The organism is Marichromatium purpuratum 984, assembly GCF_000224005.2.
Taxonomy (GTDB): domain Bacteria; phylum Pseudomonadota; class Gammaproteobacteria; order Chromatiales; family Chromatiaceae; genus Marichromatium; species Marichromatium purpuratum.
In genome coordinates, this window is sequence record NZ_CP007031.1 from 2,143,295 (window position 1) to 2,167,673 (window position 24,379).

Here is a 24,379-nt window from a genome sequence, read left to right on the forward strand (position 1 = left end):
ACCCGTTTTCAGGTCTCGGCAAGGTGTCGGCACAGGTCTCGGCAGTGTCGGCAAGTCTCGGCACACTCCGGCTCAAGCCGCCTCCAGCTCTCCCAACGAGCGCCGCGCCTCGGTCATCGCCGCGCGAAACGCCTCGATCTGGTTACCAATCCATTGCTGGCGGTGGACTCCGTCCGGCATCGGGCGGTCGGTCGGGAAGACGACCATGCCGCGCTTGGTGTTGTGCCCGATGAGGTAGCGCTCATCGGCTTTGCGGATAGTCGGCTTTTTGCCGATGGCGGTGAGCAGGGTCTGCTTTTGCGCGGCCTTGGGGATGCCCTCGCGTCTGGTCCAGAGTCGATACAGGTCATAGAGGTCATGAGAGGTGCAGGGCCGGTACAGATCCGGGTCGATCTCGCCGGATGACCAGTCGCGGTAAAAGCGCTCGGTCGAGTCCATGCCCAGCTCGACCAGGTCGCGCTTGGCGTGGGTCATCGGCGGTTTGGTGTGCGGGCTGAAATCGCCCAAGTCGAGATGCAGCAGGTGGTGGTGCAGTGCCTCGGTGCCGCCGTTGGCGATCTCCTCGGACACCTCCAGGTAGAAGTGTTCCGGGAGCGCCTGCGGGGTCCAGACGACGCAGTAACGCCGATCGCCATCGTCGAGTTTGGCGATGTCGATGCGGTTGGAGAAGAAGACCAGATTGCAGTGATTGGCCTCGCTGCGCGCCGGGAGCATCTTCTCGTTGATGATCCACTCGGGCTCGGTGACCATCGCCTTGAGTCGACCCTGGATGTGATACAGCTCGGCACGGCTGACCACCTCGTTGCCGATGGCGAACAGCTTGCCACTGGCCCAGCCGTTAAAGTTCGATTCCAGCTCGACTTGGCTGAACTGGCAGGCATAGCGGCCATAGATGCGGCGCACGCAACCAAAGAAGGTGTTCTTGCCGGTGCCTTCGGGGCCGTGGACCAGCAATGCGGTCTGCATCTTGGCGCCCGGGTGCTGGATCGGATAAGCGATCCATTTGAGGATCCATTGATACAGCCCATGCGGGTCCTGAGTCTCGCCGGAGCAGAGATACTCGAGCAGCTCGAGCAACCGCTCGCAGCTCCCGGACTCGGGTCGCGAGGGCCAGCCTGCCCAGAGATTGCAGCGAATTTGCGAGTCGGATTCCCCAGGGTCGAACCCGACCTGTTCTTGCAAGACGGTCTGGCGATCGGGGTGTTCGAGCCATTGACGCACCAGCCCTTTCCCGGCGGCTGAGCGCAGCGGCCCCAGCCCCAAGATCAGTTTGCGACGATGGTCGAAGACGGTATCGGTGCCGTAGATCAGCGCGTATTCATTGATCAGGATCTCGATATCGAACCGCCAGTCCTCGACAGATCTCCCCTCCCCCCCTGGGGTGGTGGTCGGCGAGCGCTGTTCGGTGGTCCAGCCCAGCTCAGTGAGTCGCGCCTCGATCTGGCTGCGTACCGTGAGCAGGCCCTCGGCAGCGTGCAGGTCGTTGTAGTCGGTGAGCTTGCGCCCGGCGTCGCGCACAATGGCGCGTGCAACAGCGCGCGCATCATCCGCGCAACCGGACCAGTCGACCTCGGCGGCAATGCGTGCACGAGCCCGCACCTGGTCATCGACCGAAAAGCGCGGAGCGACCCACGAACCAGAACACTCCAGCGCCGCGGCGCTGGCGGCGGTGGTGCCCGGATTGCCCTGGGTGGCGAAGTCATCATCGGCACAGATGAGGATGCGCGTGCGGGGATATGCCTTGCGCAGTGCGCGCGCGACATGGCGCAGATTGCCCGCATCGAAAGCGACCGCCACCGGAAACTGCGTGGCCTCATGCAGGCTGGCACCCGTGGCATAGCCCTCGCACACCAGCACCAAAGTGCCAACCGCGCCGATCTGGTGCCAGTGGCCCTGCTTGGCGACACCGGCCGGCCAGTATTCCTTGTCGCGCCCAGTGCGCTGGATGCGCTCGGACTGCAGTGTGCGCGAGAGCAGGAATTGCAGCCCATACACGCGCCCGTTGGCATCGTGCATCGGGATGACGACCGAGCCGCGCTGGGTGTAGCGCACGCCATGGCCGCCGATGCCCTTGCGCGTCAGGTACTCTGCGCCCCCCTCGGGCGCGGTCGCCTCGCACTTGCGCCACATCTGCTCGGCGCGCCGGGCCGCGCGCTCGGCATCCCTGGCACGCACCGCGGCGGCACGCTTGCGATCGTCTCGATACTTGGCCTTGAGTGCCTCGCGCTCTTCGTCGCTCAGCTTGCCATGCTCACCGAGCTCGATCTTGCGCGCGCCGTTGTCGTTGCCGCGCCAGATGCCGTAGCTACCGACCAGCACCGACTCGCCATTCCGGTTCTGGATCTCGTGGAGCAGATACCAGCCGCGCTTCTCACGATCATCCTCAACCTGTGTGCGAATGATCTTGCCAACTTCCAGCTGCTCAACTCGGTCGCCAGTCAAACCGGCGCTGAGGAGCTGGCTGCGCACCTCCTCAGAGTTAATCCACATCGTCAGCCCCCGCATAAATTACTGAAAAGACTGGGATGCTGACCATGCGCCGACACCGGACACTAGCCAAATTCCGCGGCATTGGGCTCCTCTTCACCGAAGTCTGAGAAGGACCCATCGTCCGGCTGTCGCCAGAGCGTCGATGCAACAGATGCACACCGCCCGCGCAACAGCGCGCGCCCTCACTCCACGGGGAGACGGGGCGCAACCCCCATGCTATGCTCTCAATCGTCATTGATCTGCTCCTTTCAGCGTTGGCAGATGAATGAAAGTCAACGCCCAGGCCGGCCAGCCTGGGCGTTGGCGTTTGCGGGTCTGGTAAGGTGCGCCGGTCTCCATCGTCACCCCCCTCCTCATCGTCCGTACCATTCGCGGCCAGTCGCCTCTTCAAGAGCGCGAACGGCGTCGGCGATGTTCTTCTGGGTGCTCATGGCACTGTTGGTGACGGCCCAGAGGTCGGAGCGGTGGACGCAGATCAGGTCGTTGCAGGGGGTGTCGACGGTCTCGACGTACTCGATGAGATCCCCGGCCTCGGGGAAGCGCTCGCAGTGACGGCGCACGGCGTCGGCCAGGTCGTCTCTGATCCGGTCGTAGTGGCGCATGCTGATGGCGTGGGCGCGCCGGGCGATGGCGGCGCGCACGTCCTGGGTGATGGGATCGTTGGGCGCAGGGTCGGACGCGATCGGCTCCAACGGCGGGCGGCTGTCGCGCTGCTGGGACCAGTAGTGCCACAGCACGTCGTCGCACTCGGTCTGGTAGGCGCGGATGCGCGCACGCAGCTCGGGGCGGACCTTGTTGGGGTGGATGGTCATCAGCCAGCCCGCGAGCTTGCGCAGAGGGAGGCAGGTCATGGAGCGGCGCTGGGTGTCGTCGGGGAGCTGCGTCAGGATTTCCCTGACGCAGGTCGCGTATCTGGCTCTGAGCTTCTCGTGCTGGCCTTGCCACGACATCCCCATCGCCTCGACCACGGGGCGCATGGGCACGAAGGGTTCGCCGGCGTGCTCGACGAGGTAGAGCGTCTGATCTTGGAAGGAGACGGGCAGAAGCGCGGACGCGCGGACGGAACTGTCTTGCGACATAGTGGGATCCTCGGTTGCTTGAGAACCGCCACCGTCGACGCCAATCGAGAGGGTGGCGGATGCCACAGGGTTGGCGTAACCGCACCGAGGAGCGGCGCTCCGAAGAGCCCCCATGACACCCGCCATAGCAAACTGCGGGCGCAAAAAAAGACGCTTCGTGAGAGCGCCTGCGCGCTCGGTTTCCAGGACGCCAATCCCGGCCACCCAATGAGGGGCAGCGGAATCAGCGTAGCCCACGGCAATCCCCATCGTCAAGCCTCACGCCCTAGCCCTAAGCGCTGCGCCACGCGCAGCAGAATCAGATAGCCGAGCAGGTCGAGCACCACATCCTCGTCGCCACGCCCCCAACGCCAAGGCGAGCACAGGGTCGGAGATGGTCGTGTCCCGGCGTCGCCGATCACCCTGACGCCGCGGCGCGGGCATGGACTCGATCCAGAGCGCGAGCTGTCCACGAGGCACCGCAAGCCACTGCGCGATGTGATAGAGCGGCGCGCCCTCGGCCATCATCTGCCGCGCCTCAGCCACGATTGCCGTGCGTTGCGTGCTCACGCGTCCCTCTCCATCCCCCCGCGTCTCGCGGCGTCCCTGTCAATGTCGCGCGCAGCATCCATGCTCACAGTAGAGAGTTCGCGCTCGCGCTCGATGAGGCGGCGCACATAGACCGAGACCGGGCGGTCCTGATCGGCGGCCTCGCACGAGACCCAGCGATGCAGGTCCTCGGTCATCCAGACGCGGATATCGTGATCAAGCGGTGAGTGGTGAGGCATGGCGATGATCCTTCAAGTAGGAAGTCGAGGCGGTAAGACGGGATCCGGCGCAGCCGCCAACTCGAGACCAGCGGCGGCGTCATCGTGCAGGGCGCCTTGGGGGGGTGGACCGAAGCTATCGGGCGAGGGGTCAATCGCCCCATGAGCTTCTCGGAGGATCGCCAGCGTCAGCCGCCCCCCGGGACGCCGATGCCCGTAGGCCAGTTGCGTGAGGTACGCCAGGGTTGTCCCGACCCGCTCTGCAAACGCCTCTCGCTCAGGCGTTGGCAGCGATTTGTAGTAGTCCAGGAGTCTCATGTCGCAACATATAGCACATGCTAAAAACCACGGCAATAGCAAATGCTCGTTTGCTAGACGGTTAGCTATTGCTAACGTCGCACTCATGCATGAGAACATCACAGAGATTCGCCAGCAGAACCTGAAGCGTTTGGTGAGCGCGGCCGGATCTCAGCGCGCGCTCGCGGAAAAAGCCGACCTGGCACCCGCCTACATCAACCAGATGCTGACGGGGAAGCGAGGCATTGGTGAACGTACCGCGCGCAAGATCGAGGCTCGACTCAACTGCAACCGCGGCTGGCTCGATGAGCGCCATCAGGCCGCGGAGGCCTGCGACACGACCAGCGCCGCCGACGAGCCCCCAGGCCTGAGCGCTGACATAACAGGCACGGTCATCCACCCGATCGTCGTCTGGGACGACCCGGCGGACCTGCCCGAGGGGCAGTACGTGCTGATCCCGCGCCGCCGCGTCGCCTTCTCGGCGGGCAACGGCAACCTGGTGTTCGAAGAGGAAGAGGCCCCGCCGCTGGCCTTCACCTCCGACTGGGCACGCCAGACCGGGGTGCGACCGAACAACGCGGTGGTGGTCTACGCCAAGGGCGACAGCATGGAGCCGAGCATCTGCGACGGCGACGTGCTGCTGATCGACATCGACACGGCCGGCGACGACATCCGCGACGGACAGGTCTACGCGATCCGCTATGGCCACGAGCTGCGGGTCAAGCGGCTGTTCCGGCGCTACGACGGCTCACTGATCCTGCGCTCGGACAACGCCGGTCGCTACCCCGAAGAGATCATCCCGCGGGAGGATCAGAACGGGCAGGTGCATGTGATCGGGCGCGTGGTGTGGCGCGCGGGTGGGGTGTAACGCCAGGGGACTTGACAGATAGGTCAAAAGAGGAAGAGAGAAATGGATTTAAAAACGCTTGATCGTTTCAATAGAAAAGCAATATGCGACAGGCAAATTGACACGCTAATAGGACTGAGCAAAGGGCTTATTGCGGACGGCAGAATCAACCAAGAAGAGGCGGACTTTCTACATGGCTGGCTCATCCACAACCAGTCGGCAGCTGAAAACCCCATCGTCTTGAACCTTTTCGAAAAGGTATCAAGCATGCTCGAAGACGGCGTGCTTGATGACGACGAATCGCAAGAGCTTTTCTCCATACTCCAACACTTCGCCGGAGAGCGCCCGGAGGTAGGAGAGTTAGCAAAAGCGACCTCACTCCCACTCGACGACCCAGCGCCAGAAATCATCATACCGGGCTCGTCTTTCCTCTTCACTGGGACTTGCGCTTTTGGTTCACGAAAGAAGTGCCATGAAGCAACGGAAGCGCTTGGCGGGCTGATAGCAAAAAGTGTCAATAAGTCGTTGAACTTCCTGGTTATCGGAACATACGTCACCGACAGCTGGGCGCATGAAAGCTTTGGTCGAAAAATCGAAAAAGCCGCAGAATACCGATCACAAGGCATCCCCGTCAGCATCATCACAGAGTCAAGTTGGATCGAGGCTGCCGGGTTGTAGCAACCTCGATGCAAGGCAAACAGGGAGGTCCCTGCCATGAAAAGGAAAGCCGTCTGCATTGTCTTCGGTTTTGCTTTGATCTCGCAAGCCGCTGCGCACGGGGAGATTTACAAGTGCGTGGACCCAGATACGGGAAGGGCTGTATTCTCTCAGATCCCCTGCACCCATGGCACTGATCCGATGGATTTGGATGTTCACACGCCAGACGCATCCGTTGCCAAATCGACAGCGCAGCGATGGCGCGAGATCGGGCAGCAGCAAGAGCGAGCGCGCACACTCGCCGCCGCCGAACGAAGACTCGAGAAGCTCGAGTCCCAACGAGATGCTGAACTTGCGCGAATCGCGGCACGCCGGCGCTGGGCCAATAACAACCTGGCCGGCGCGACACTGGAAAACGCCTTGGCGGCGGATAATCAGGCCGTGATCGACAAGTACGCCCCTCTCATTGACGCGGCACAGCGCGATCTCGAGCGCCTGAGATATAGCTCGCCGTGAATCGGTAGAAAATCGGTCCTACCGCGGCTCCATTGCCGCCCGCGCCGCCTGAGCAAGGAATGCCGAGCGGCTCAAGTGCCGAGCCTTGGCATGGGCATCGATGCGCCGCACCAAGGTCTCAGGCAGCGAGATATTGAGCCGCATCGCCTTGGGGCGCACCCGCGCCAGATCGATGTCGACCAACAACCAGACCCCGCCCTCGTACTCAGGATCGTGCGCCAGTCTCTCCAGAGGCGTCGGCGCCGGGATCTCCAGCGTCTCACCCTCGAAGTAGAGCTCGACCGCTTCCTGAATCGCGCCCGGCAATGCCTCCCAGGTATCGGCGGCCGAGAAACAGCCAGGGAAATCCGGGAGCGTCACGCCATGCGCGTGCTGTTCGTCACCCAAGTGGACATACGCCGGGTAGAGCATCTTCACCTCCATTCCCAACCGGCTTGCCGGTAGATGTTGCGCAGTGTGCCGACGGGAAGATCCTTGCGCGGGTGCGGCACCACCACATGCCGGGCCCGCTGCGGATGCTTGAACTTCTGATGATCGCCCTTGCCGCCGGCCAGAACCCAGCCCTCAGCCTTCAGGCGTCGAATCACGTCGGCGCTGTTCATGGTGTGTAGCTTTACACACGCCCCTCTTCAGTCGCAACTGAGTTCACCAGGAAGGAGCGGCGAGATGGCGTTCAGTAGATAAAATTTAGCTTTTGCTATTGACCTGACATTTAGCAAAAGCTACCTTTCTCCTCAAGGCCCATACCAAGGCCGCCACCCGAGAGGAGTGAGACATGAGTGACGCTGGAATCGACCACCTCGACCGGCTCCGGTGCGATGCCGAAGCCAAACGCGATGCGGCACAGGCCAAGGTGACGGCTATCCAGGCTGAACTGACCGTCGCTCGCCGCCAGCTCAAAGCCGCACAGAAGGACTGGTTGCGCGCGACAACGGCTTGGTGTGACGCCTGTGATGAGCGTGACCGTGCATCGGGGGTGCGGGCATGAGCTCGCTCGAATGGCTCAACGCCCTGCGCCGCGGCGACCGCGTCGCCGTCACGCCCGACGGCGCGCACGGCGTCGTCACCACCGCGACGGCGCGGCAGCTCGTCGTCGACCAGACCGACACACCGCTCGACCACACCACCGGAGATCACGCAGATGAGTAAGCAACAGCGCACCACGCTGGAGATCGACTCCAACGTTTCCGTCCAGCACCTCACCAACGTGCTTCGTACCGCCGGGCTGGAAGTGCGGGCCAACGTCCACGGCATTCCCACCATCCGCTCCCGCCGCACGATCACCAAACGCGCCCCGCGCTGCTGGCCAGATGGACGCGCCAAGGCAGCTGTGGAGGGAGAGGCATGAGCAGTCAGCACACCCAGGGGCCGTGGCTCACGGATCTTCAACCGGACGACACGGAAGTCGTGGTGCGCAGCCTCGACGGCGATGTCATCGCTACGGTCGTGCATCGGGATCTGGCTGACCCGGGCCGCCCTGTTGTCGAGCTGACCGACGACGACTGGCCTGTCTACGCCAACGCCCGGCTGATCCGCGCGGCGCCCACGCTGCTCGCCGCGCTGGAACACATCCTCAACACCTCGGCGCAGCAGTGGAGCGACCGAGACGCGATCAACGCCATCGCCCGGCACGCGATCAGCGAAGCCACGGGAGGGAGACACGCATGAAAGGCCACGACCACCCCATCACCTGCGGCCCTATTCGTACGCAATGGCCGATCGAGGCGAGCCAACTCGAAATCGAGGAGGCAGCCGGCACGCTCGTAAGCCTGATCCGCGCCGCGCCCGACGCGCCCCACGGCGCGCTCGACGAGAGCATCCGCGAGCGCTGCCAGCAGCTCATGACCGCCACACGCGAGCTGGTCGAGACCGGACTGCTCGCCGCCACCACCGCACCGGAGGTTCGGAGCATGGAAGAGGTCACATTCCGCATCGCCTGGGCTGATGGCGTGCTGGTACACGGGCAGATCATCGACCCGCCCGAATGGCGCCTGGCTGCGCACCGCTATCCGTCATTTTGGCTCGATGAAGACCCCTGCGGCTGGGCCGTGAGCGACGTGGTGACTGGCCGCCTTGTCGCCATCGCCGACGAGCGCGAGATGGCTATCTCGGGCGCACGCGGACGCCTGAAGGCCGAAGCATTTACGCGCAACCTCTGCGTCGAGACCCTGCTTGACACCCTGCGCGAAAAAATCCAGCACGAACGGAGGAGCGCATGACCTGCTCAACCGCAGCCCGCCTCCTTGCCGGGCATGACTGGGCGAGTCGACCTGCACACCCAGCTCGACGGACGCCGGTTCCGTCCCTGCGGTCCGCTGGAGACCGCGACCATGGGCTGGAGCGCACCGCTCGGCGAGGACAGCGGCGCCCTGGTCCATCCCCTCGAGGGCTGTCTGCTGAATGTATAGTTCTATTTCGGATTATCGTGATGTGTACTCGTCCCATCCTTCGCTACCACGGCGGCAAGTGGATACTGGCTGACTGGATCATTGGCAACATCCCGAATCACCGCATTTATGTTGAGCCATTCGGTGGAGCTGCCAGCGTCTTGATCAAGAAGCCCCGGAGCTACGCTGAGGTCTATAACGACTTGGACGGTGAGGTCGTGAACCTTTTCAGAGTTGCCCGTGAACAAGGTCCAGCGCTGCGCCAGGCGCTGCGGCTTACCCCGTACTCTCGTGACGAATTCCATGCTAGCTACATCAGGGCAGATGACCCTCTGGAGCAGGCCAGGCGGACAGTGGTTCGCTCCTTCATGGGATTCGGTAGCAATGCTCACAACAGGCCAACAGGCTTTCGGTCGAACTCAAGCAGAAGAGGCACCACCCCTGCTTCCGACTGGAGAAATTACCCGGTGGCCCTGGAGCAGATCATTGAGCGACTCCAGGGCGTGGTGATTGAAAACCGTGATGCTCTTGAGGTGATGACTGCCCATGATAGCGAGCAGACAGTTCACTACGTGGACCCTCCTTACGTGGCCTCTACCCGTGATGCGGGCGGTGACTATCGCCATGAGATGACTGATATGGAGCATGAGCGCTTGAGCGAGGCATTGTCCGAACTTAGCGGAATGGTGGTCCTAAGCGGTTATCAGAGTGACCTCTACGACGATCTATACCGCGGCTGGAGAAAGGTCTACAGGAAGGCTCATGCGGATGGAGCGAGGGAGCGGGTTGAAGTAATGTGGCTATCCCCGAACTGCCCCAACAACAGCCTCTTTGACATGCTCGCCTGAATGACTGACATCCTCGTGCGGCGTCATCGGACGCCTTTACCGGCACGGTATTCGAGCTGCAAATGTTTGAGGTATGAGCAGAATCAGATGAGCGCTTTCCTTTCAGAAGAAGATATCAAGCGCATGACCAAACGGGTGCGGCCAAGCGCCCAGCGCAGGGCTCTCGATCGCATGGGCGTGAGGTACCTCATTCGCCCGGATGGGCGCCCCATCGTTGCGCGCGCAACGATTGAGCATTCGGTAACAGAGCGCTCGATCTCGCCTGAACCAAACTGGGGTGCTCTCTGATGGCCCCTCGGCGCCGCACCAAGGATAAAGACCTGCCACCTCGCGTTTACCGCCACGGCCGACAGTATCGATTCATCCCCTTGGACCCCGATACGGGGAAGAACGGGAAAGCGATCCCGCTTGGGCCTGACAAATCGGCTGCGCTGCGCAAGTGGGCCGAGTTAATGGGAGACCAGGCATCAACCGAACAGACAATCAAAGGACTCTGGATACGCTACAAACGCGAAGAGCTTCCTCGGAAAGCCCAGGCGACCCAGCGCAGCGCCAAGCAACAGAGCAGGCGGCTTCTGGCTGTCTTCGGAGACATGGCGCCTGGTGCGATCGAGCCCCGACATGCAATCCAGTACCTCGACAAGCGCGGCCAGCAGTCACCGACTCAGGCAAACCGCGAGATCGCCTTGCTCCGCCACATGCTGACCAAAGCCACGCACTGGGGCGGACTGTTGCGCAACCCTCTCCTCGGTTTGCAGTATCGCAACCCCGAGCAGCCGCGTGATCGCTACGTCACCGACGCCGAGCTCGAGAATGCCATACAGCGCGCGCGACCGTGGATGGCAGCCTTGATGTGGCTCGCCTACCTGACTGGTCTGCGCAGAGGCGATGTGCTGCGCCTTACTCGATTCCAGCTCAAACCAGAGGGCATCGAGACCAAGGAGCAGAAAACGGGAAAGCGAGTCCTGATCGAATGGACCCCGGAACTGCAGCGAGTCGTCGATCAAGCGCTCGCCGACAGCCCAGATGACCGACTGTTCCCGCTCACGGAAAGCGCTGTCGACAACGCCTGGGGACGATTCCAGCGATCGCTGGCTGCGGACGGGTTCGAGAGGTTTCTGTTGAAGGATCTCCGCGCAAAGCACGCGACGGACTTTGAAGCAACGGGCGGGGATGCCACGAACCAACTCGGGCACTCGGGACGAGCGGTGACTGTACGGCACTATCTGCGAAAACCGCGACGCGTAGTACCGCTCAAGCCATCCTAACAGACATAAAAAAACAGGCCGGATATTACCAATTTGGTAATATCCGGCCTGTTTTCACCGGGCAGCTACATGTAACTACCTGATTTGTTTGGTGGGCCGTCTAGGATTCGAACCTAGGACCAATGGATTAAGAGTCCACTGCTCTACCAGCTGAGCTAACGGCCCGTTTTTCTAGAGCCGTTAAGCTTAAAGGACTTTTGCTGCCTTGTCAACTCACGTACTCTTTAATTTTGGGGTGGACGATGGGGATCGAACCCACGACCACAGGAACCACAATCCTGCGCTCTACCAACTGAGCTACGTCCACCATAGCTACTTCGCATGCGTCGATGCGATGAGCTGTGCATTATAATCTGTCCCTGAAGATATGCAAGCTCTTTTTTTCACCAAGCCCGATCTTCGTTGCCGTGGCTTGCGATTGGCACGCCCGGCAGGATTCGAACCTGCGACCCACGGCTTAGAAGGCCGTTGCTCTATCCGACTGAGCTACGGGCGCTCGTGGCGGCGCAGTGGCGGGCAGGACATCTGTCCGTGCTCGCGACCTGGCGGCTGATCTTTGGTCGGGGTAGAGGGATTCGAACCCCCGACATCCTGCTCCCAAAGCAGGCGCGCTACCAGACTGCGCTATACCCCGGTTTCGATCGAATCAGTTCGACCCGAAATCGAAGAGCGCTTAATTTACGCAGCCGCCTCCCCGCTGTCAAGCACCGATGATCGCCCGATTCGCCGACGACGGATTCCATCGCCACCGTCGCGCACGATATCATGCGCCATTGACCCCGTATCACTAGGAAGACCATGACCGCACAACTCCTCGACGGCAAGTCGATCGCCGCAGACATCCGCCAGCAGATCAAGACCCGGGTCGACGCCCTGCTCGCCGCCGGCCAGCGCGCCCCCGGCCTGGCGGTGGTGCTGGTCGGCGAGAACCCCGCCTCCCAGGTCTATGTCCGCAACAAGCGCAAGGCCTGCGCCGAGGTCGGCTTCCGCTCCGAGCTGCACGAGCTGCCGGCCTCGACCACCCAGGACGAGTTGCTGGCGCTGATCGACCGGCTCAACGCCGATGCGACCATCGACGGCATCCTGGTGCAGCTGCCGCTGCCCGAGCAGATCGACGAGGCGCTGGTGACCGAGCGCATCCTGCCGACCAAGGACGTCGACGGCTTCCATCCCTATAACGTCGGTCGCCTGGTGCTGCGCATGCCGCTGCTGCGCCCGTGCACGCCCAAGGGGGTGATGACCATGCTCGCGCGCACCGGTCAGTCGCTCGCCGGGCTCGACGCGGTGGTGATCGGCCAGTCGAACATCGTCGGTCGGCCGATGGCCCTGGAGCTGCTCGCCGCGCGCTGCACCGTGACCATCTGTCACAGCCGCACCAAGGACCTCGCCGAGCAGGTGCGCGGGGCCGATATCGTGGTCGCCGCCGTCGGTCGGCCGGGCTTCGTGCCGGGCGAGTGGATCAAGGTCGGCGCGACGGTGATCGATGTCGGCATCAACCGCACCGAGGCGGGCAAGCTGGTCGGCGACGTCGACTTCGCCGGCTGCGCCGAGCGCGCCGCCTGGATCACCCCGGTGCCCGGCGGAGTCGGTCCGATGACCATCGCCAGCCTGCTCGAGAACACGCTCCAGGCCGCCGAGCTGCACGCCGCCGGCTGAGGCCGCGCGCCGGGCCGTCGCGCCCGGCGCCCGTTCAGGATCCCTGTCACCATGATCGAAACCGCACTGCACTGGGTGGAGGTCCACCAGGCGCTGAGCGCCTGGATCGCCGGCCTGTCCGTCGCCGTGTTCCTGCTCTCGCTGCTCTCGCTGCCCTTCCTGGTGGCGCTGATCCCGGTCGATTACTTCGCCGCCCCGACGCACCGCCCCGACCGGCTGCGCCGTCATCACCCGCTGGTCCACGCGCTGCTGCGCCTGCTCAAGAACCTCAGCGGCGCGCTGCTGCTGCTCTGCGGCCTGCTGATGCTGGTGCTGCCGGGTCAGGGGCTGCTGACCATGCTGATGGGGCTGATCCTCCTCGACTTCCCCGGCAAGTATCGGCTCGAACGCCGGCTCGCCGCCAATCCCCACCTGCTCGGCGCGATCAACTGGCTGCGTCGCAGCCGGGGCCTGGCGCCGGTGCTGCCCCCAAAGACGCCCACCGACCAGGTCGGGGGCTGACCCCACCCGAGCGGTGTTCCATCATGGAACAGCGACGTCCCACTCCGGGGCAGGCCGCGCGCGAATCCCATCAGTGTGCGGCACCTTGTATACAAAGCGACATCACGCCCCCGCGTCGTTCACCACCACAGCGCCCCTCGCTCCCCGGAACATCCCTTCCGAGACAACTGGATAGCGCCTCATCGACCGCCGACACCTGATGTTTGGCATCGTTCCTGCTTCAAGACCCTCGCACGACGACCGCAGCCGAGGGGTGGCCACGTCCAGCGTTATATCGAAACGAATATAGCGCCTCCCCCGCCCCGGCCCTGATCCCCGGGCGCCCCGGCGCCCCGACCGGAGGAACGACAGTGAACGCGTGGACGCAACGCCTCTCCCTGGGCGGGTTGCCCGGCCTCGGCGTCCAGGCCGAGCAGACCACCGGGGCGGCGATCGACACCCGCGATGTCGCCGTCATCGACGCCGGGCGCGACGACGCCCAGCCCGGCACCATCGGCGACGCCCCGGGTGCGCCGCGCACCCGCTCGCTCACCCAGAGGATGCAACGCTGACCCCGTGGACAAGGAGATCCCATCATGCCCCTACTCATCGCCCTGCTGATGCTCTGCTGCGCCCTGCCGGCGCCCGCGGCCAGCGCCGACGACGGTCTGCTGATCGCCGCCGGGGCCGGCTACAAGCGCCCGTTGCTCGCGCTCTACCAGGCCTTCGAGCGCGACAGCGGCATCGGCCTCGAGGCCGCCTTCGGCAACATGCGCCAGGTGCTCGCCCAGACCCGCGCCAGCGAGCGCGTGGCGCTGGTCGTCGGCGAGCGGCGCTTTCTCGCCGAGAGCGGGCTGTTCGCCCGCACCCAGCCCTTCGGGCGCGGCCGGCTGGTGCTGGTGCGCACCGCCGAGCTGGCCGATCGGCCGCTCACCGATCCGGCCTTTCGCCGCATCGCTCTGCCCGATCCGGCGCGGGCGATCTATGGCCGCGCCGCGCTCCAGTCACTCGCACACGACGGGCTGCGCGAGGCGCTCGCCGCGCGCCTCACCGTGCTCGCCACCGTCCCCCAGGTCGCCGCGCACCTGCGCGCCGGCAGCGTCGAGGCCGGCTTCATCAACGCCACCGAGGCGCGCGCGCTCGACCCCGAGCGGCTGGTGGTCGAGACCATCGACCCGAGCCACTACGCGCCGCTCGAGATCGTCATCGGCGTGCCCACGCGCCGCGCCCCCGGGGCGGCGGCAGAGCGCTTCCTCGACTTCGTCGCCACCCCCGCCGCCCGCGACCTGCTCGCCGAGTACGGGCTGTGAGGCTCAGTCACCACCGGGGCGCGCGCCTCGCCCCGAGGATCTTTGCCATGACCGATTCGACCAGGATGCGCGCGCTCGCGCTGGGCGCCGCGCTGCTTGCCCCCGGACTCGCCCAGGCGGCCAACTGGCTGCTTCTCCAGGGCAGCGAACCCGAGCAGGGGACGCGCGCGCTGCGTCCCTGGGGCTTCGCCCAGCTCGCCTATCAACGGGGTGAGGACACCCCGATCCCGGTCGGCGGCTGGACCGGCCAGGGGATGGCGGCCAACCGCCTGGGGCCGGACAAGCGCGCCGCCGAGCGCTGGCAGTTGCACCGGCTGCGCCTCGGCGTGCGCGGGCGGGTGCCAGGCGGCGCGCCGCTCGACTATCTGGTCGCGGTGGAGGCGGGCGACAACATCGCGACCCGCGCGGGCGACGAACTGCAGCTGATCGACGCCAGCCTCAGCTATCGCATCGACCCGGCGCTGCGCCTGCGCCTCGGCCAGTTCAAGCCGCCGGGCAGCGAGGAGGCACTGCGCCCGGCCCCGCGCCAGCCCTACTTCGCCGTCTCGACCGCGGTCGATCAGTTGCTCAACGAGACCTTCCTCGACCACGACGGCAGCGACCCGCTCGACGCCAACGCGCCGCGCGGCCCGCGCTCGCTCTATCACGACATCGGCGCACAGCTCTTCGGCGTGCTCCCCGGCGGCGGGCCCTGGGCGCACAGCTACGCGCTGATGCTCGGCAACGGCAACGGCGTCGCGCGTCTCGACAACGACAACCACAAGGATCTCTATCTCTACTGGTCGAGCGAGCACGTCGAGGGCGGGCGCGGTGCCGCGCGCCAGGGCACCAAGCTGTTCGGCTGGTGGCAGCAGGGACGGCGCACACTCGACGGCGCCGACCCCGGCGGCCACCTGCGCACCCGCGCCGGCGCCGGGGTCATCCACCAGGCGGCGCGCTGGCGGCTGAGCGGCGAGTATCTCGTCGGGCGCGGCATGATCCTCGCCGGCAGCGACGGCGGCGCGGTGCCCGGCAGTTGGAACAATGCCGCCACCCGCATCGCCGGGCGCAACCTGCTGCCCGAGGGCGAGGCGGCGGGTTGGTATCTCGAGGGCGGCTGGCGGCTGGCCCCGCGCACCTGGCTCGATCTGCGCTACGACCGTTATGACCGCGGCACCGAGTCGGCCGCCGACCACCGTCGTTTCACCACCTGGACGCTGGGATTGCGCTACCGCATCGACCGTCACTGGCAGGTGATGGCCAACTATCAGTGGCGCGCGGCCGAGGCCCCGGGGCTCGATGCGCGGGCCGACGCCAACCGGCTGCTCGCCGCGCTCGACGACCGGCTCGCGCTGCAGCTCCAGTTCGTCGACTGACGGGATCGGGGGATCATCGATGTCCGCGCTGCTCGCCTGCTCGCCCGACGCCCTGCTGCTGAGCCTGCGGGTGGTGGCGGTGACCCTGGCGCTGTTGCTCGTCGCCGGGGTCGGGTTGGGCTATCTGCTCAGCCTGTCGTTCCCGCTGCGCTGGCTGCTCGATGCGCTGGTGTCGCTGCCGCTGGTGTTCCCGCCGATCGCCATCGGCTTCTTCCTGCTGATGCTGTTCGGGCGCCACGGCGTGCTCGGCGCGCCGCTCTACGCGCGCCTCGGCTGGGAGCTGGTGTTCTCCTTCCCGGCGCTGGTGCTCGCCGCCTTCATCGCCGGGCTACCGCTGGTGGTCAAGCCGGTGCAGTCGGCGATCGAGGGCAGCGCGCGGGCGCTGGTCGAGGCCTCCTACACCCTCGGCAAGGGGCGCCTGGAGACGCTGTGGCGGGTGGTGATCCCGGCGGTGCGCCCGAGCCTCGCGGCGGGGCTGACGCTCGGCGCCGGGCGCGCCTTCGGCGAGGTTGGCATCACCCTGATGCTCGGCGGCAACCTCATCGGCTCGACCGAGACGCTGTCGCTGGCGATCTACAACCAGGTGCTCGACGGCGACTTCGCCTGCGCCACCCGGCTGTCGCTGCTGCTCGGGGGGATCTCGCTGGTGTTGTTCCTGCTCCTGCGCCGACTCGGACGACTGTGATGACCGAACTCTCCGCCCATCTCGCTTTCCGTCGCCCCGGCTTCGACCTGCGCCTGCGCCTGGCGCTGCCCGGCGCCGGGATCACCGCGCTGCTCGGCCCCTCGGGCGGCGGCAAGAGCACCCTGCTGCGGCTGCTCGCCGGGCTCGAGCGCCCGCGCGCCGGGCACATCCGTCACCGCCAGCGGCTGTGGTACGCGCGCGCCGCCGGCATCGACCTGGCGCCGCGTCGGCGCGACCTCGGCTTCATGTTCCAGGACCACGCCCTGTTCCCCCACCTCAGCGTCGCCGAGAACATCGGCTACGGGCTCGCGCGCGCGCCCGATCGCGCCGCGCGGGTGGCGCGCTGGATCGAGCGGGTCGGACTCGGCGGGCTGGCGCGGCGCCGCCCGGACCAGCTCTCCGGCGGCCAGCGCCAGCGCGTCGCCCTGGCGCGCGCGCTCGCCCCGGCCCCGGCGCTGCTGCTGCTCGACGAGCCCTTCTCGGCGCTCGACGCCAGTCTGCGCCAGTCGCTGCGGCTGCTGGTGCAGGAGCTGGTCGCCGAGACCGCCACCTGCGCCCTGCTGGTCACCCACGACATCGAGGACGCGCGCCAGTGCGCCGACCGGATCGGGGTGATGATCGGCGGGCGGCTGCGCCGGCTCGACGAGGCCGAGGCGGTGTTCGCCGCGCCGGGCGATGCCGAGGTCGCGCGGGTGCTCGGCTGGCCCAACACCCTGGCGGTGACGCGCTGGGAGGGGCGCGCGGCCTGCGGCCCCTGGGGCCGGGTCGAGCTGGCGCGCGCGCCCCGGCGCGCAGACCGCGTGGTCGCGCTGCTGCCCGACGGCCCGCGCCCCGGCGCCCGCGCCGGGCTCGCCGTCGAGGTCGCGCGGGTGATCGACATGGGCGCCTATCGCGCGCTGCACTGTCGCCTGCCCGACCGCACGGCGCTGCGCATCCACCTGCCGCGCGCCCTGCCCTGTCCGGCGCGCGGCACGCGCACCCTGCTCGACGTCCCCCCGGGCTGCGCCATCGCGCTCCCGGCGGGGACGGCAAAAACCATCCAATCCACGAGGTATTGACCATGATCCGACCCCAACCCCTGGCGCTCGACGACCACCGCCTGCAGCAGCTGCTCGCCGAGGACGTGCCCTACGGCGACCTCACCACCGAGGCGCTGGCGATCGACGCCCGCCCCGGCCAGATCCGCCTGTTCGCCCGCGACCCCATGGTGGTGTGCGGGATCGAGGAGGCGGCGCGGATGTTCACGCTGTGCGGCGCGCGCGCCACCCTCCACGCCGCCTCCGGTCAACAGGCCGCGCCCGAGACCCTGCTGCTCGAGGCCAGCGCCGAGGCAGGCATCCTGCACCGCGCGTGGAAGAGCGCACAGACCCTGGTCGAGTGGTGCTCGGGGGTGGCCAGCCGCGCCGCCGAGATCCAGGAGGCGGCGCGCCGCGGCCACCCCGAGGCGCTGGTCGCGCTCACCCGCAAGAACGTCCCCGGCACCCGTCCTCTGGCGGTCAAGGCGGCGCGCGCCGCCGGCGCGGTGATGCACCGCAGCGGGCTCTCCGAGACCCTGCTGGTGTTCGCCGAGCACCGCCTGTTTCTCGACGAGGACCCCACCGCGGCACTCGCGCGACTGCGCCGCCGCTGCCCGGAGAAGCGGGTGGTAGTCGAGGTCGAGGACGTCGCCGAGGCGCTCGTCTGGGCCGCGGCCGATGTCATCCAGCTGGAGAAGTTCAGCCCCGCGGCGGTCGCCGAGACGGTCGCCGCGCTCGCCGCCGCGGGTTCGACGGCACTGGTCGCCGCCGCCGGCGGGGTCAACGCCGCCAACGCCGAGGACTATGCGCGCGCCGGGGCGCGGCTGCTGGTGACCAGCGCGCCGCACCTGGCGCCGCCGCGCGATGTTCAGGTCCGCTTCGCGCGCGGGGTCTGACCCCCTTCTGGCGCGCGGCCACGATCACCAGCGGGAGGACTCGCCATGCGGGCATCATCCACCATCGAACTCGACCACCCCGATCACCCCTGTCTCGCGCCCTGGCGGGCGCTGCTCGGGCACCGCTGGCGCGCGCGCCTGATCGCGCCGCGCCGGTTGCGGATCTATCGCGAGTACGAGGTGACGGCGCGGCGCATCATCGGCAACGATGCCGCCGGCGCGCCCTGTCTCTGCGTCTGCGACTACCGCCGTCTCGAGCCGCGCTCGGACGACGGCGAGAGCTTCTACGCCGCGCTGGTCCACGCCGAGTCGCACCTGGCCTGGCGGCTCGACGACGGGCGCTGGCTGTCGCTGCGCCGCATCGCGCCCCAGGGCGCCGACGGCGCGCTGCTCGAACAGCGCGCGCTGCACGCCGAGATGCCGCGCTGAACACGCCTCGGGCAGCGTCGCAAGGACATCGGTCGTTGCGTGCGAGGCCCGCTTCGGTATGGCCCCGAGGTGCGCCGCGACGACTGGCCAGAAGCCGATGCGGGTTGGTATAACTAGCCCCGAGCCGACCGGCGCAACCGGCTCAGGGACACGTATGCGCCCGCGTCGCGCACCGCCATCGGGCGGCCACGCGCGCCCCCGAGTCCCCGGCCCGCTCCCGACCCTGTCGTCGTCACGACAGACCCAGCATCCCGATCGCGAGGTAACAACCCTTGGCCCAACCGCGTTATACCTTCACCCAACGCCTGCTGCACTGGCTGGTCGCCCTGCTGCTGTTTGGCCTGCTCTGCTCCGGCACCCTGTTCTGGCTGCTCGGCTCCGAGGGCATCGCCAACCTCTTCGGCGAGGACTTCGCCGCCACCCTGGTGACCATCCACAAGAGCGTCGGCGCCACCGTGCTGCTGCTGACCCTGGTGCGCCTGGCGCTGCGTCGCCGCTCGCCGGCCCCGGCCTACGAGCCGCCGCTCGGCAAGGGCGAGCAGTTCGTCGGCGGCGCGCTGCACGTGCTGCTCTACATCGGCCTGCTCGCCATCACCATCGGCGCCGCCGTGGCCGTGGTCAGCGCCGGCCATCCGCTGGAGTTCTTCGGTCTCAGCATCGAGCTGCCGCTGGCAGAGAACCCGGAGCTGGCCAAGATGCTGTTCGGCTATCACGGTCTCGGCGCCCTGGCGATCTTCGTGCTGGTGGTGATCCACACCGCCGCCGGGCTCAAGCACTGGCGGTTGAAGGACGGGGTGATGACCCGCATCAGCCTGCCCTGAGGCAACGGGCGCCCGGGGCAGCCCGGGCGCGCGGCGGGGCGCGACGCCCCGCCCTCACCCCTCACCCCTCACCCCTCACCCGCCCCCGACGATGATCCTGCTCACCCTCCTGCTGCTGCCTGCGACCCTGCTTGGCCTGCTCGCGCTCGCCGTGCAGCTCGGCTTCCGCGCCCCGCGCCGGCGCGCCCACCACGACCCGGGCGCGTTCGGGCTCGACTTCGAGACCTGCACCATCCCCACCCGGCGCGGTCGCCGGCTGTTCGCCTGGCTGCTGCCCGCGCCCGACGCCGAGGCGACCCTGGTGGTGCTCCACGGCTGGGGCAGCAGCGCCGAGCTGATGCTGCCGCTGGCCGCGCCCTTCCGCCGCGCCGGGCTCAACGTGCTGTTGTTCGACGCGCGCAGCCACGGCAACAGCGATGGCGACACCTTCTCCTCGCTGCCGCGCTTCGCCGAGGACCTGGGCGCGGCGGTCGACTGGCTGCGCCGCAGCCATCCGGCGCGCTGTCGCCGTCTCGCCCTGCTCGGGCACTCGGTGGGGGCCGGCGCGACCCTGTACTACGCCGCCGACAACCCGCTGCCCGACGCGGTGATCAGCATCGCCGCCTTCGCCGACCCGGCCGAGGTCACCGAGGGCTATCTGCGCGCGCTGCGCCTGCCGCGCTGGCTGGCGCGACTGGCCACCCGGCACGTCGAGTGGCGCATCGGTCACCGCTTCGCCGAGATCGCCCCACTGCACACCGCCACGCGCATCGGCTGTCCGCTGCTGCTGGTCCACGGCACCGCCGACACCAGCGTGTCGCCGCGCGACGCCCGGCGCATCCTCGAACGTGCCCCCACCGGTCGGGCGCGGCTGTACGAGGTGCCCGGCGCCGGGCATGATTCGGTCGAGCACATCGAGCAGCATGTCGGGACCCTGATCGCGTTCCTCGCCGAGCACGGCGTGCGCGGACTGTGCCATGCTGGTGCGGCGACACCGGAGCCCGCCTCGACACGGTGCGTCGTCGCCCGCTGACGCCGCCGCGCGCCGCGCCGGGATCCGGCCGGACGGCGGGGCCAAACGTTTTGGCATCTCTTTTGCTTGGAAGCATTGTCGTTATATCGCCCTCGATATAACCCCATCATCGCGCAAGGAGGACCGCGCTCATGCCACACGCTGCAGATGCCCCCACCCGACTCGACACCTCGGGCGCGCTCCAGCTCGATCTCGACACCCAGCGCTTCGCCGGACACGAGCGCATCGCGCTGCTGCGGCGCATCGACGAGACCGGCTCGATCTCGCAGGCCGCGCGTGCCCTGGGCATCTCCTACAAGCAGGCCTGGGACGCGGTCGACGCGATGAACAACCTCTCGGCCACGCCCCTGGTGCAACGACGCACCGGTGGCCGCCACGGCGGCGGTACCCGGCTCACCGTCGAGGGACGACGGCTGATCACGGTGTTCGAGACCGCCGAGCGCGAGCACCGGCGCTTTCTCGAACGGCTCGGTGAGGGCGTGCGCGATTTCGACCGTTTCCACCGTCTGTTAGGAGTCATCAACATGAAGGTCAGTGCAAGGAATCATCTGCACGGCGTGGTCACCGCGGTGCGCCCCGGGGTGGTCAACGCCGAGGTGGTGCTCGACCTCAAGGGCACGCCGCTGGTGGCGATCGTCACCAACGAGAGCGTGGAGACGCTCGGCCTCGCGCCCGGGCGCGAGGCCTACGCCCTGATCAAGGCCTCCTTCGTGCTCATCGCCACCGAGGACGGCGGGCTGCACACCTCGGCGCGCAACCGTCTGTGCGGCACCGTCGAGCGGCTGATCGAGGGTGCGGTCAACACCGAGGTGGTGCTCGCGCTCGACGGCGGCGCGCGGGTCACCGCGATGATCACCGGCGAGAGCGCGCGTCAGCTCGAACTGGCCGAGGGCAAGCGCGCCTGTGCGCTGATCAAGGCCCCGCACATCATCCTCGCGGTCAGCGACTGAGACCCACCACGCCCCCCATCCCCGTCAGCGACCAGGAGTATCGAAGGATGTCGACCCCATTGCGCTCACTCACCGCCGCCGCGCTCTTGCTCGGCGCCACCACCCTGGCCCAGGCCGAGGAGGTCCGGGTCGCGGTCGCGGCCAACTTCACCGCGGCGATGAAGGAGATCGCCACCGCCTTCGAGCAAGCCACCGGGCACAGCACCCGGATCAGCTACGGCTCGACCGGCAAGCTCTACACCCAGATCCTCCACGGCGCGCCCTTCGACGTCTTCCTCGCCGCCGACCAGCGCCGCCCGGCGCTGCTCGTCGATGAGGGCCGCGCCAGCGCCCCCTTCACCTATGCCATCGGCGAGCTGGCGCTGTGGAGCGCCGACCCCGCGCTGATCACAGACGGCGCGGCACTGCTCGAGTCGGGCACGTTCGAGCGCCTGGCGATCGCCAACCCCAAGACCGCGCCCTACGGCGCCGCGGCGCTGGAGGTGCTGGAGTCGCTGGGGCTGGCCGAGCGCCTCGCGCCCAAGCTGGTGCGCGGCGACAACATCGCCCAGACCTACCAGTTCGTCGCCACCGGCAACGCCGAACTCGGCTTCGTCGCCCTGGCGCAGATCGCCCTCGAGCCCAGCGGCTCGCGCTGGACGGTGGCGCCGTCGCACTACCGCCCGATCCGTCAGGACGCGGTGCTGCTCGAGGGCGCCGAGGCCAACCCCGCCGCCCGGGCGCTGCTCGACTACCTCCAGGGAGAGGCGGCGCGCGCGGTGATCACCCGCTACGGCTACGCCACCGACTGAGCGCGACGAGGCCCGGCGCGCGCCGGGCCTCACCGCCCCGCCCCACACCCGGAGCACCGCCGTGTCACTCGATCTCACCCCGGTCTGGCTGACCCTCAAGCTCGCCACCCTCACCACCGCCGTGCTGCTGGTGGTGGGCACGCCGCTGGCCTGGTGGCTGTCGCAGACACGCTCGCGCCTCAAGCAGATCGTCGCCACCCTGGTGGCGCTGCCGCTGGTACTGCCGCCGACGGTGCTCGGCTTCTATCTGTTGCTGCTGCTCGGCCCGCACGGACCGGTGGGGACGTTCACCCAGTGGCTCGGGCTCGGCACCCTGCCCTTCACCTTCGCCGGGCTGGTGGTCGGCTCGGTGCTCTACTCGTTGCCCTTCATGGTGCAGCCGGTGCACAACGCCTTCGAGGCGATCGGCCAGCGCCCGCTGGAGGTCGCCGCCACCCTGCGCGCCTCGCCGCTGGCGCGCTTTCTCGACGTCGCCCTGCCGCTGGCGCTGCCCGGCCTGCTCACCGGCGCGGTGCTCGCCTTCGCCCACACCGTCGGCGAGTTCGGGGTGATCCTGATGATCGGCGGCAACATCCCCGGCGAGACCAAGGTGCTCTCGGTGGCGATCTACGACCACGTCGAGTCGCTGGAGTGGGCCCAGGCGCACTGGCTCGCCGGCGGCATGGTGCTGTTCTCCTTCCTGGTGGTGCTGATGATGAACCTGCTCGGCCAACGCATGCGGCGGATCGGTCATGGCTGACGTGCTCGACCTCGCCTTCCGGCTCGATCGCGGCGACTTCAGCCTCGATCTTGCCTGTCGCGTCCCGGCGCGCGGCGTCAGCGCCCTGTTCGGGCGCTCCGGCTGCGGCAAGACCACGGTGCTGCGCTGCGTCGCCGGGCTGGAGCGCGCCGCCGGTCACTGCCGACTCGCCGAGGCCTGCTGGCAGGACGACGCCGGCGGGCGCTTCCTGCCCACCCATCGCCGCCCGATCGGCTACGTCTTCCAGGAGCCGAGCCTGTTCCCGCACCGCTCGGTGCGCGCCAACCTCGACTACGGACGCCGCCGCATCCCGGCGCGCGCGCGGCGCGTCGACCTCGACGAGGTGGTCGAGCTGCTCGGCATCGCCCCGCTGCTCGGACGCGACCCGGCGGGGCTCTCCGGCGGCGAGCGTCAGCGCGTGGCGATCGCCCGCGCCCTGCTCACCAGCCCGCGGCTGTTGCTGATGGACGAGCCGCTGGCCGCGCTCGACCACACCAGCAAGCGCGACATCCTGCCCTATCTCGAACGTCTCCACGACCACCTGCAGATCCCCGTGCTCTACGTCAGCCACGACCCCGACGAGGTCGCGCGACTGGCCGACCACATCCTGCTGATCGAGGCCGGACGGCTGCGCGCCGCCGGCCCGGCGCCGCAGATGCTCACCCGTCTCGACCTGCCGCTGGCGCGCGAGGAGACCGCCAGCGCCCTGCTCAACGGCCGGGTGCGCGCCCACGACCAGCGCTACGGGCTCACTCGCGTCGCCATCCCCGGCGCCTCGCTGATGCTCGAGCGGCTCGACCGCGCGGTGGACGCGCCGGTGCGCGTGCGCATCCACGCCCGCGACGTCAGCATCGCCCTCGACGACCCCGGCACCTCCAGCATCCTCAACGTCCTGCCCGCCCGCATCGTCGAGATGCACCCGCTCGGCGCGTCCCAGGTCCTCGTCGGCCTCGCCGTCGGCACCACCCCCGAGGGCCGCCTGCTCGCCCGCATCACCCGCCACTCCTGGGAACGCCTCCGTCTCCACCCCGGTCAGCAGGTGCATGCGCAGGTCAAGGCGGTGGCGGTGATGGATTGAGCCCAGAGGTTCCCCCTCGAACGCTG

At 67.6% G+C, this 24,379-nt stretch carries 32 protein-coding genes and 4 tRNA genes; 27 read left to right on the forward strand and 9 right to left on the reverse strand.

Annotated features, from left to right (window positions below; all coding sequences use genetic code 11):
* Positions 1-72 precede the first annotated feature (72 nt).
* From MARPU_RS09425 to MARPU_RS09435, 3 genes are all read right to left on the reverse strand, one after another.
* Positions 73-2,469: a DUF5906 domain-containing protein gene (locus MARPU_RS09425; RefSeq protein ID WP_051415149.1), complete on the reverse strand. Its 2,397-nt coding sequence runs from the start codon at positions 2,467-2,469 to the stop codon at positions 73-75.
* Between the two features lie 374 nt (positions 2,470-2,843).
* Positions 2,844-3,569 carry a phage antirepressor N-terminal domain-containing protein gene (locus MARPU_RS16700; protein ID WP_005225037.1) on the reverse strand — a complete coding sequence of 242 codons (726 nt, stop codon included), beginning with the start codon at positions 3,567-3,569 and terminating at the stop codon, positions 2,844-2,846.
* A 545-nt stretch (positions 3,570-4,114) separates the two neighbouring features.
* Positions 4,115-4,294 carry a hypothetical protein gene (locus MARPU_RS09435; protein ID WP_198015468.1) on the reverse strand — a complete coding sequence of 60 codons (180 nt, stop codon included), beginning with the start codon at positions 4,292-4,294 and terminating at the stop codon, positions 4,115-4,117.
* Between the two features lie 424 nt (positions 4,295-4,718).
* Here MARPU_RS09435 and MARPU_RS16705 point away from each other — a divergent pair, with 424 nt between their 5' ends.
* The 3 genes from MARPU_RS16705 to MARPU_RS09445 are packed head-to-tail and all read left to right on the forward strand — an operon-like array spanning position 4,719 to position 6,632.
* A complete protein-coding gene (locus MARPU_RS16705) occupies positions 4,719-5,480 on the forward strand; it encodes a LexA family transcriptional regulator (protein WP_025275252.1) in 762 nt (253 codons plus the stop codon).
* 42 nt (positions 5,481-5,522) lie between these two features.
* Positions 5,523-6,137: a BRCT domain-containing protein gene (locus MARPU_RS17190; protein WP_005225040.1), complete on the forward strand. Its 615-nt coding sequence runs from the start codon at positions 5,523-5,525 to the stop codon at positions 6,135-6,137.
* A gap of 36 nt (positions 6,138-6,173) precedes the next feature.
* The gene (locus MARPU_RS09445) at positions 6,174-6,632 is read left to right on the forward strand and encodes a DUF4124 domain-containing protein (protein WP_005225041.1); all 459 of its coding nucleotides are present in this window, start codon (positions 6,174-6,176) and stop codon (positions 6,630-6,632) included.
* An 18-nt stretch (positions 6,633-6,650) separates the two neighbouring features.
* Here the strand turns inward: MARPU_RS09445 and MARPU_RS09450 are convergent, their stop codons facing one another.
* Complete coding sequence (locus MARPU_RS09450) at positions 6,651-7,043, reverse strand: type II toxin-antitoxin system HicB family antitoxin (protein WP_005225042.1); 393 nt, start codon at positions 7,041-7,043, stop codon at positions 6,651-6,653.
* Between the two features lie 2 nt (positions 7,044-7,045).
* Positions 7,046-7,234: a type II toxin-antitoxin system HicA family toxin gene (locus tag MARPU_RS09455; RefSeq protein WP_005225043.1), complete on the reverse strand. Its 189-nt coding sequence runs from the start codon at positions 7,232-7,234 to the stop codon at positions 7,046-7,048.
* Positions 7,235-7,407: 173 nt separating this feature from the next.
* On the opposite strand from MARPU_RS09455, the gene MARPU_RS17610 reads away from it, so the two are divergent.
* The 9 genes from MARPU_RS17610 (at position 7,408) to MARPU_RS09475 (ending at position 11,135) form a co-directional block, all read left to right on the forward strand.
* A complete protein-coding gene (locus tag MARPU_RS17610; protein ID WP_005225044.1) occupies positions 7,408-7,620 on the forward strand; it encodes a hypothetical protein in 213 nt (70 codons plus the stop codon).
* Positions 7,617-7,781 (forward strand): hypothetical protein, encoded by a 165-nt coding sequence (locus MARPU_RS17615; RefSeq protein ID WP_005225045.1) that lies wholly within the window; start codon positions 7,617-7,619, stop codon positions 7,779-7,781. The genes MARPU_RS17610 and MARPU_RS17615 overlap by 4 nt, the downstream gene beginning before the upstream one ends.
* Positions 7,774-7,980, forward strand: coding sequence for a hypothetical protein (locus MARPU_RS17620; protein ID WP_005225046.1), 207 nt, complete (start codon positions 7,774-7,776; stop codon positions 7,978-7,980). Before MARPU_RS17615 ends, MARPU_RS17620 begins: the two co-directional genes overlap by 8 nt.
* Entirely contained in the window at positions 7,977-8,300 is a 324-nt protein-coding gene (locus MARPU_RS09460) for a hypothetical protein (protein WP_005225047.1), read from the forward strand. The genes MARPU_RS17620 and MARPU_RS09460 overlap by 4 nt, the downstream gene beginning before the upstream one ends.
* The gene (locus MARPU_RS09465) at positions 8,297-8,851 is read left to right on the forward strand and encodes a hypothetical protein (RefSeq protein WP_005225048.1); all 555 of its coding nucleotides are present in this window, start codon (positions 8,297-8,299) and stop codon (positions 8,849-8,851) included. The genes MARPU_RS09460 and MARPU_RS09465 overlap by 4 nt, the downstream gene beginning before the upstream one ends.
* Before the next feature lie 33 nt (positions 8,852-8,884).
* Positions 8,885-9,040, forward strand: a complete 156-nt coding sequence (rdgC, locus tag MARPU_RS17195; protein ID WP_407636525.1) for a recombination-associated protein RdgC — start codon at positions 8,885-8,887, stop codon at positions 9,038-9,040.
* 20 nt (positions 9,041-9,060) lie between these two features.
* Positions 9,061-9,867 carry a DNA adenine methylase gene (locus tag MARPU_RS09470; protein WP_025275253.1) on the forward strand — a complete coding sequence of 269 codons (807 nt, stop codon included), beginning with the start codon at positions 9,061-9,063 and terminating at the stop codon, positions 9,865-9,867.
* A gap of 87 nt (positions 9,868-9,954) precedes the next feature.
* The gene (locus tag MARPU_RS18155) at positions 9,955-10,155 is read left to right on the forward strand and encodes a DUF4224 domain-containing protein (protein ID WP_198015469.1); all 201 of its coding nucleotides are present in this window, start codon (positions 9,955-9,957) and stop codon (positions 10,153-10,155) included.
* Positions 10,156-10,235: 80 nt separating this feature from the next.
* Positions 10,236-11,135: a site-specific integrase gene (locus MARPU_RS09475; RefSeq protein ID WP_025275254.1), complete on the forward strand. Its 900-nt coding sequence runs from the start codon at positions 10,236-10,238 to the stop codon at positions 11,133-11,135.
* Between the two features lie 89 nt (positions 11,136-11,224).
* Here the strand turns inward: MARPU_RS09475 and MARPU_RS09480 are convergent.
* The 4 genes from MARPU_RS09480 to MARPU_RS09495 form a co-directional block, all read right to left on the reverse strand.
* Positions 11,225-11,300: transfer RNA gene (locus MARPU_RS09480), tRNA-Lys, on the reverse strand.
* A 66-nt stretch (positions 11,301-11,366) separates the two neighbouring features.
* Positions 11,367-11,442 (reverse strand) — tRNA-His (locus MARPU_RS09485).
* A 112-nt stretch (positions 11,443-11,554) separates the two neighbouring features.
* A tRNA-Arg gene (locus MARPU_RS09490) sits at positions 11,555-11,631 on the reverse strand.
* Positions 11,632-11,692: 61 nt separating this feature from the next.
* Positions 11,693-11,769, reverse strand: a tRNA-Pro gene (locus MARPU_RS09495).
* Between the two features lie 164 nt (positions 11,770-11,933).
* On the opposite strand from MARPU_RS09495, the gene folD reads away from it, so the two are divergent.
* The 15 genes from folD (at position 11,934) to modC (ending at position 24,353) form a co-directional block, all read left to right on the forward strand.
* Entirely contained in the window at positions 11,934-12,791 is an 858-nt protein-coding gene (gene folD / locus MARPU_RS09500) for a bifunctional methylenetetrahydrofolate dehydrogenase/methenyltetrahydrofolate cyclohydrolase FolD (RefSeq protein WP_005225051.1), read from the forward strand.
* 51 nt (positions 12,792-12,842) lie between these two features.
* Entirely contained in the window at positions 12,843-13,292 is a 450-nt protein-coding gene (locus MARPU_RS09505) for a PGPGW domain-containing protein (RefSeq protein WP_005225052.1), read from the forward strand.
* A gap of 350 nt (positions 13,293-13,642) precedes the next feature.
* The gene (locus tag MARPU_RS17625) at positions 13,643-13,843 is read left to right on the forward strand and encodes a hypothetical protein (RefSeq protein WP_005225053.1); all 201 of its coding nucleotides are present in this window, start codon (positions 13,643-13,645) and stop codon (positions 13,841-13,843) included.
* A 24-nt stretch (positions 13,844-13,867) separates the two neighbouring features.
* Positions 13,868-14,581: a molybdate ABC transporter substrate-binding protein gene (gene modA / locus MARPU_RS09510; RefSeq protein ID WP_005225054.1), complete on the forward strand. Its 714-nt coding sequence runs from the start codon at positions 13,868-13,870 to the stop codon at positions 14,579-14,581.
* A 47-nt stretch (positions 14,582-14,628) separates the two neighbouring features.
* A complete protein-coding gene (locus tag MARPU_RS09515; protein ID WP_005225055.1) occupies positions 14,629-15,936 on the forward strand; it encodes a porin in 1,308 nt (435 codons plus the stop codon).
* Between the two features lie 19 nt (positions 15,937-15,955).
* A complete protein-coding gene (locus tag MARPU_RS09520; RefSeq protein ID WP_005225056.1) occupies positions 15,956-16,621 on the forward strand; it encodes a molybdate ABC transporter permease subunit in 666 nt (221 codons plus the stop codon).
* Positions 16,621-17,679: an ABC transporter ATP-binding protein gene (locus MARPU_RS09525; RefSeq protein ID WP_025275255.1), complete on the forward strand. Its 1,059-nt coding sequence runs from the start codon at positions 16,621-16,623 to the stop codon at positions 17,677-17,679. Before MARPU_RS09520 ends, MARPU_RS09525 begins: the two co-directional genes overlap by 1 nt.
* A gap of 2 nt (positions 17,680-17,681) precedes the next feature.
* Entirely contained in the window at positions 17,682-18,533 is an 852-nt protein-coding gene (gene modD, locus MARPU_RS09530) for a ModD protein (RefSeq protein WP_005224939.1), read from the forward strand.
* Positions 18,534-18,578: 45 nt separating this feature from the next.
* Entirely contained in the window at positions 18,579-18,962 is a 384-nt protein-coding gene (locus MARPU_RS09535; RefSeq protein ID WP_005224940.1) for a hypothetical protein, read from the forward strand.
* A 272-nt stretch (positions 18,963-19,234) separates the two neighbouring features.
* A complete protein-coding gene (locus MARPU_RS09540; protein WP_005224941.1) occupies positions 19,235-19,783 on the forward strand; it encodes a cytochrome b in 549 nt (182 codons plus the stop codon).
* Between the two features lie 91 nt (positions 19,784-19,874).
* Positions 19,875-20,795: an alpha/beta hydrolase gene (locus MARPU_RS09545; RefSeq protein ID WP_005224942.1), complete on the forward strand. Its 921-nt coding sequence runs from the start codon at positions 19,875-19,877 to the stop codon at positions 20,793-20,795.
* 131 nt (positions 20,796-20,926) lie between these two features.
* The gene (locus MARPU_RS09550) at positions 20,927-21,745 is read left to right on the forward strand and encodes a TOBE domain-containing protein (protein WP_005224943.1); all 819 of its coding nucleotides are present in this window, start codon (positions 20,927-20,929) and stop codon (positions 21,743-21,745) included.
* Positions 21,746-21,792: 47 nt separating this feature from the next.
* On the forward strand, positions 21,793-22,536 hold the full coding sequence (modA, locus tag MARPU_RS09555; RefSeq protein ID WP_005224944.1) for a molybdate ABC transporter substrate-binding protein: 744 nt from the start codon (positions 21,793-21,795) through the stop codon (positions 22,534-22,536).
* Positions 22,537-22,597: 61 nt separating this feature from the next.
* Complete coding sequence (gene modB / locus MARPU_RS09560; protein WP_005224945.1) at positions 22,598-23,275, forward strand: molybdate ABC transporter permease subunit; 678 nt, start codon at positions 22,598-22,600, stop codon at positions 23,273-23,275.
* Positions 23,268-24,353 (forward strand): molybdenum ABC transporter ATP-binding protein, encoded by a 1,086-nt coding sequence (gene modC / locus MARPU_RS09565; protein ID WP_005224946.1) that lies wholly within the window; start codon positions 23,268-23,270, stop codon positions 24,351-24,353. The genes modB and modC overlap by 8 nt, the downstream gene beginning before the upstream one ends.
* The last annotated feature ends 26 nt before the right edge of the window (positions 24,354-24,379 follow it).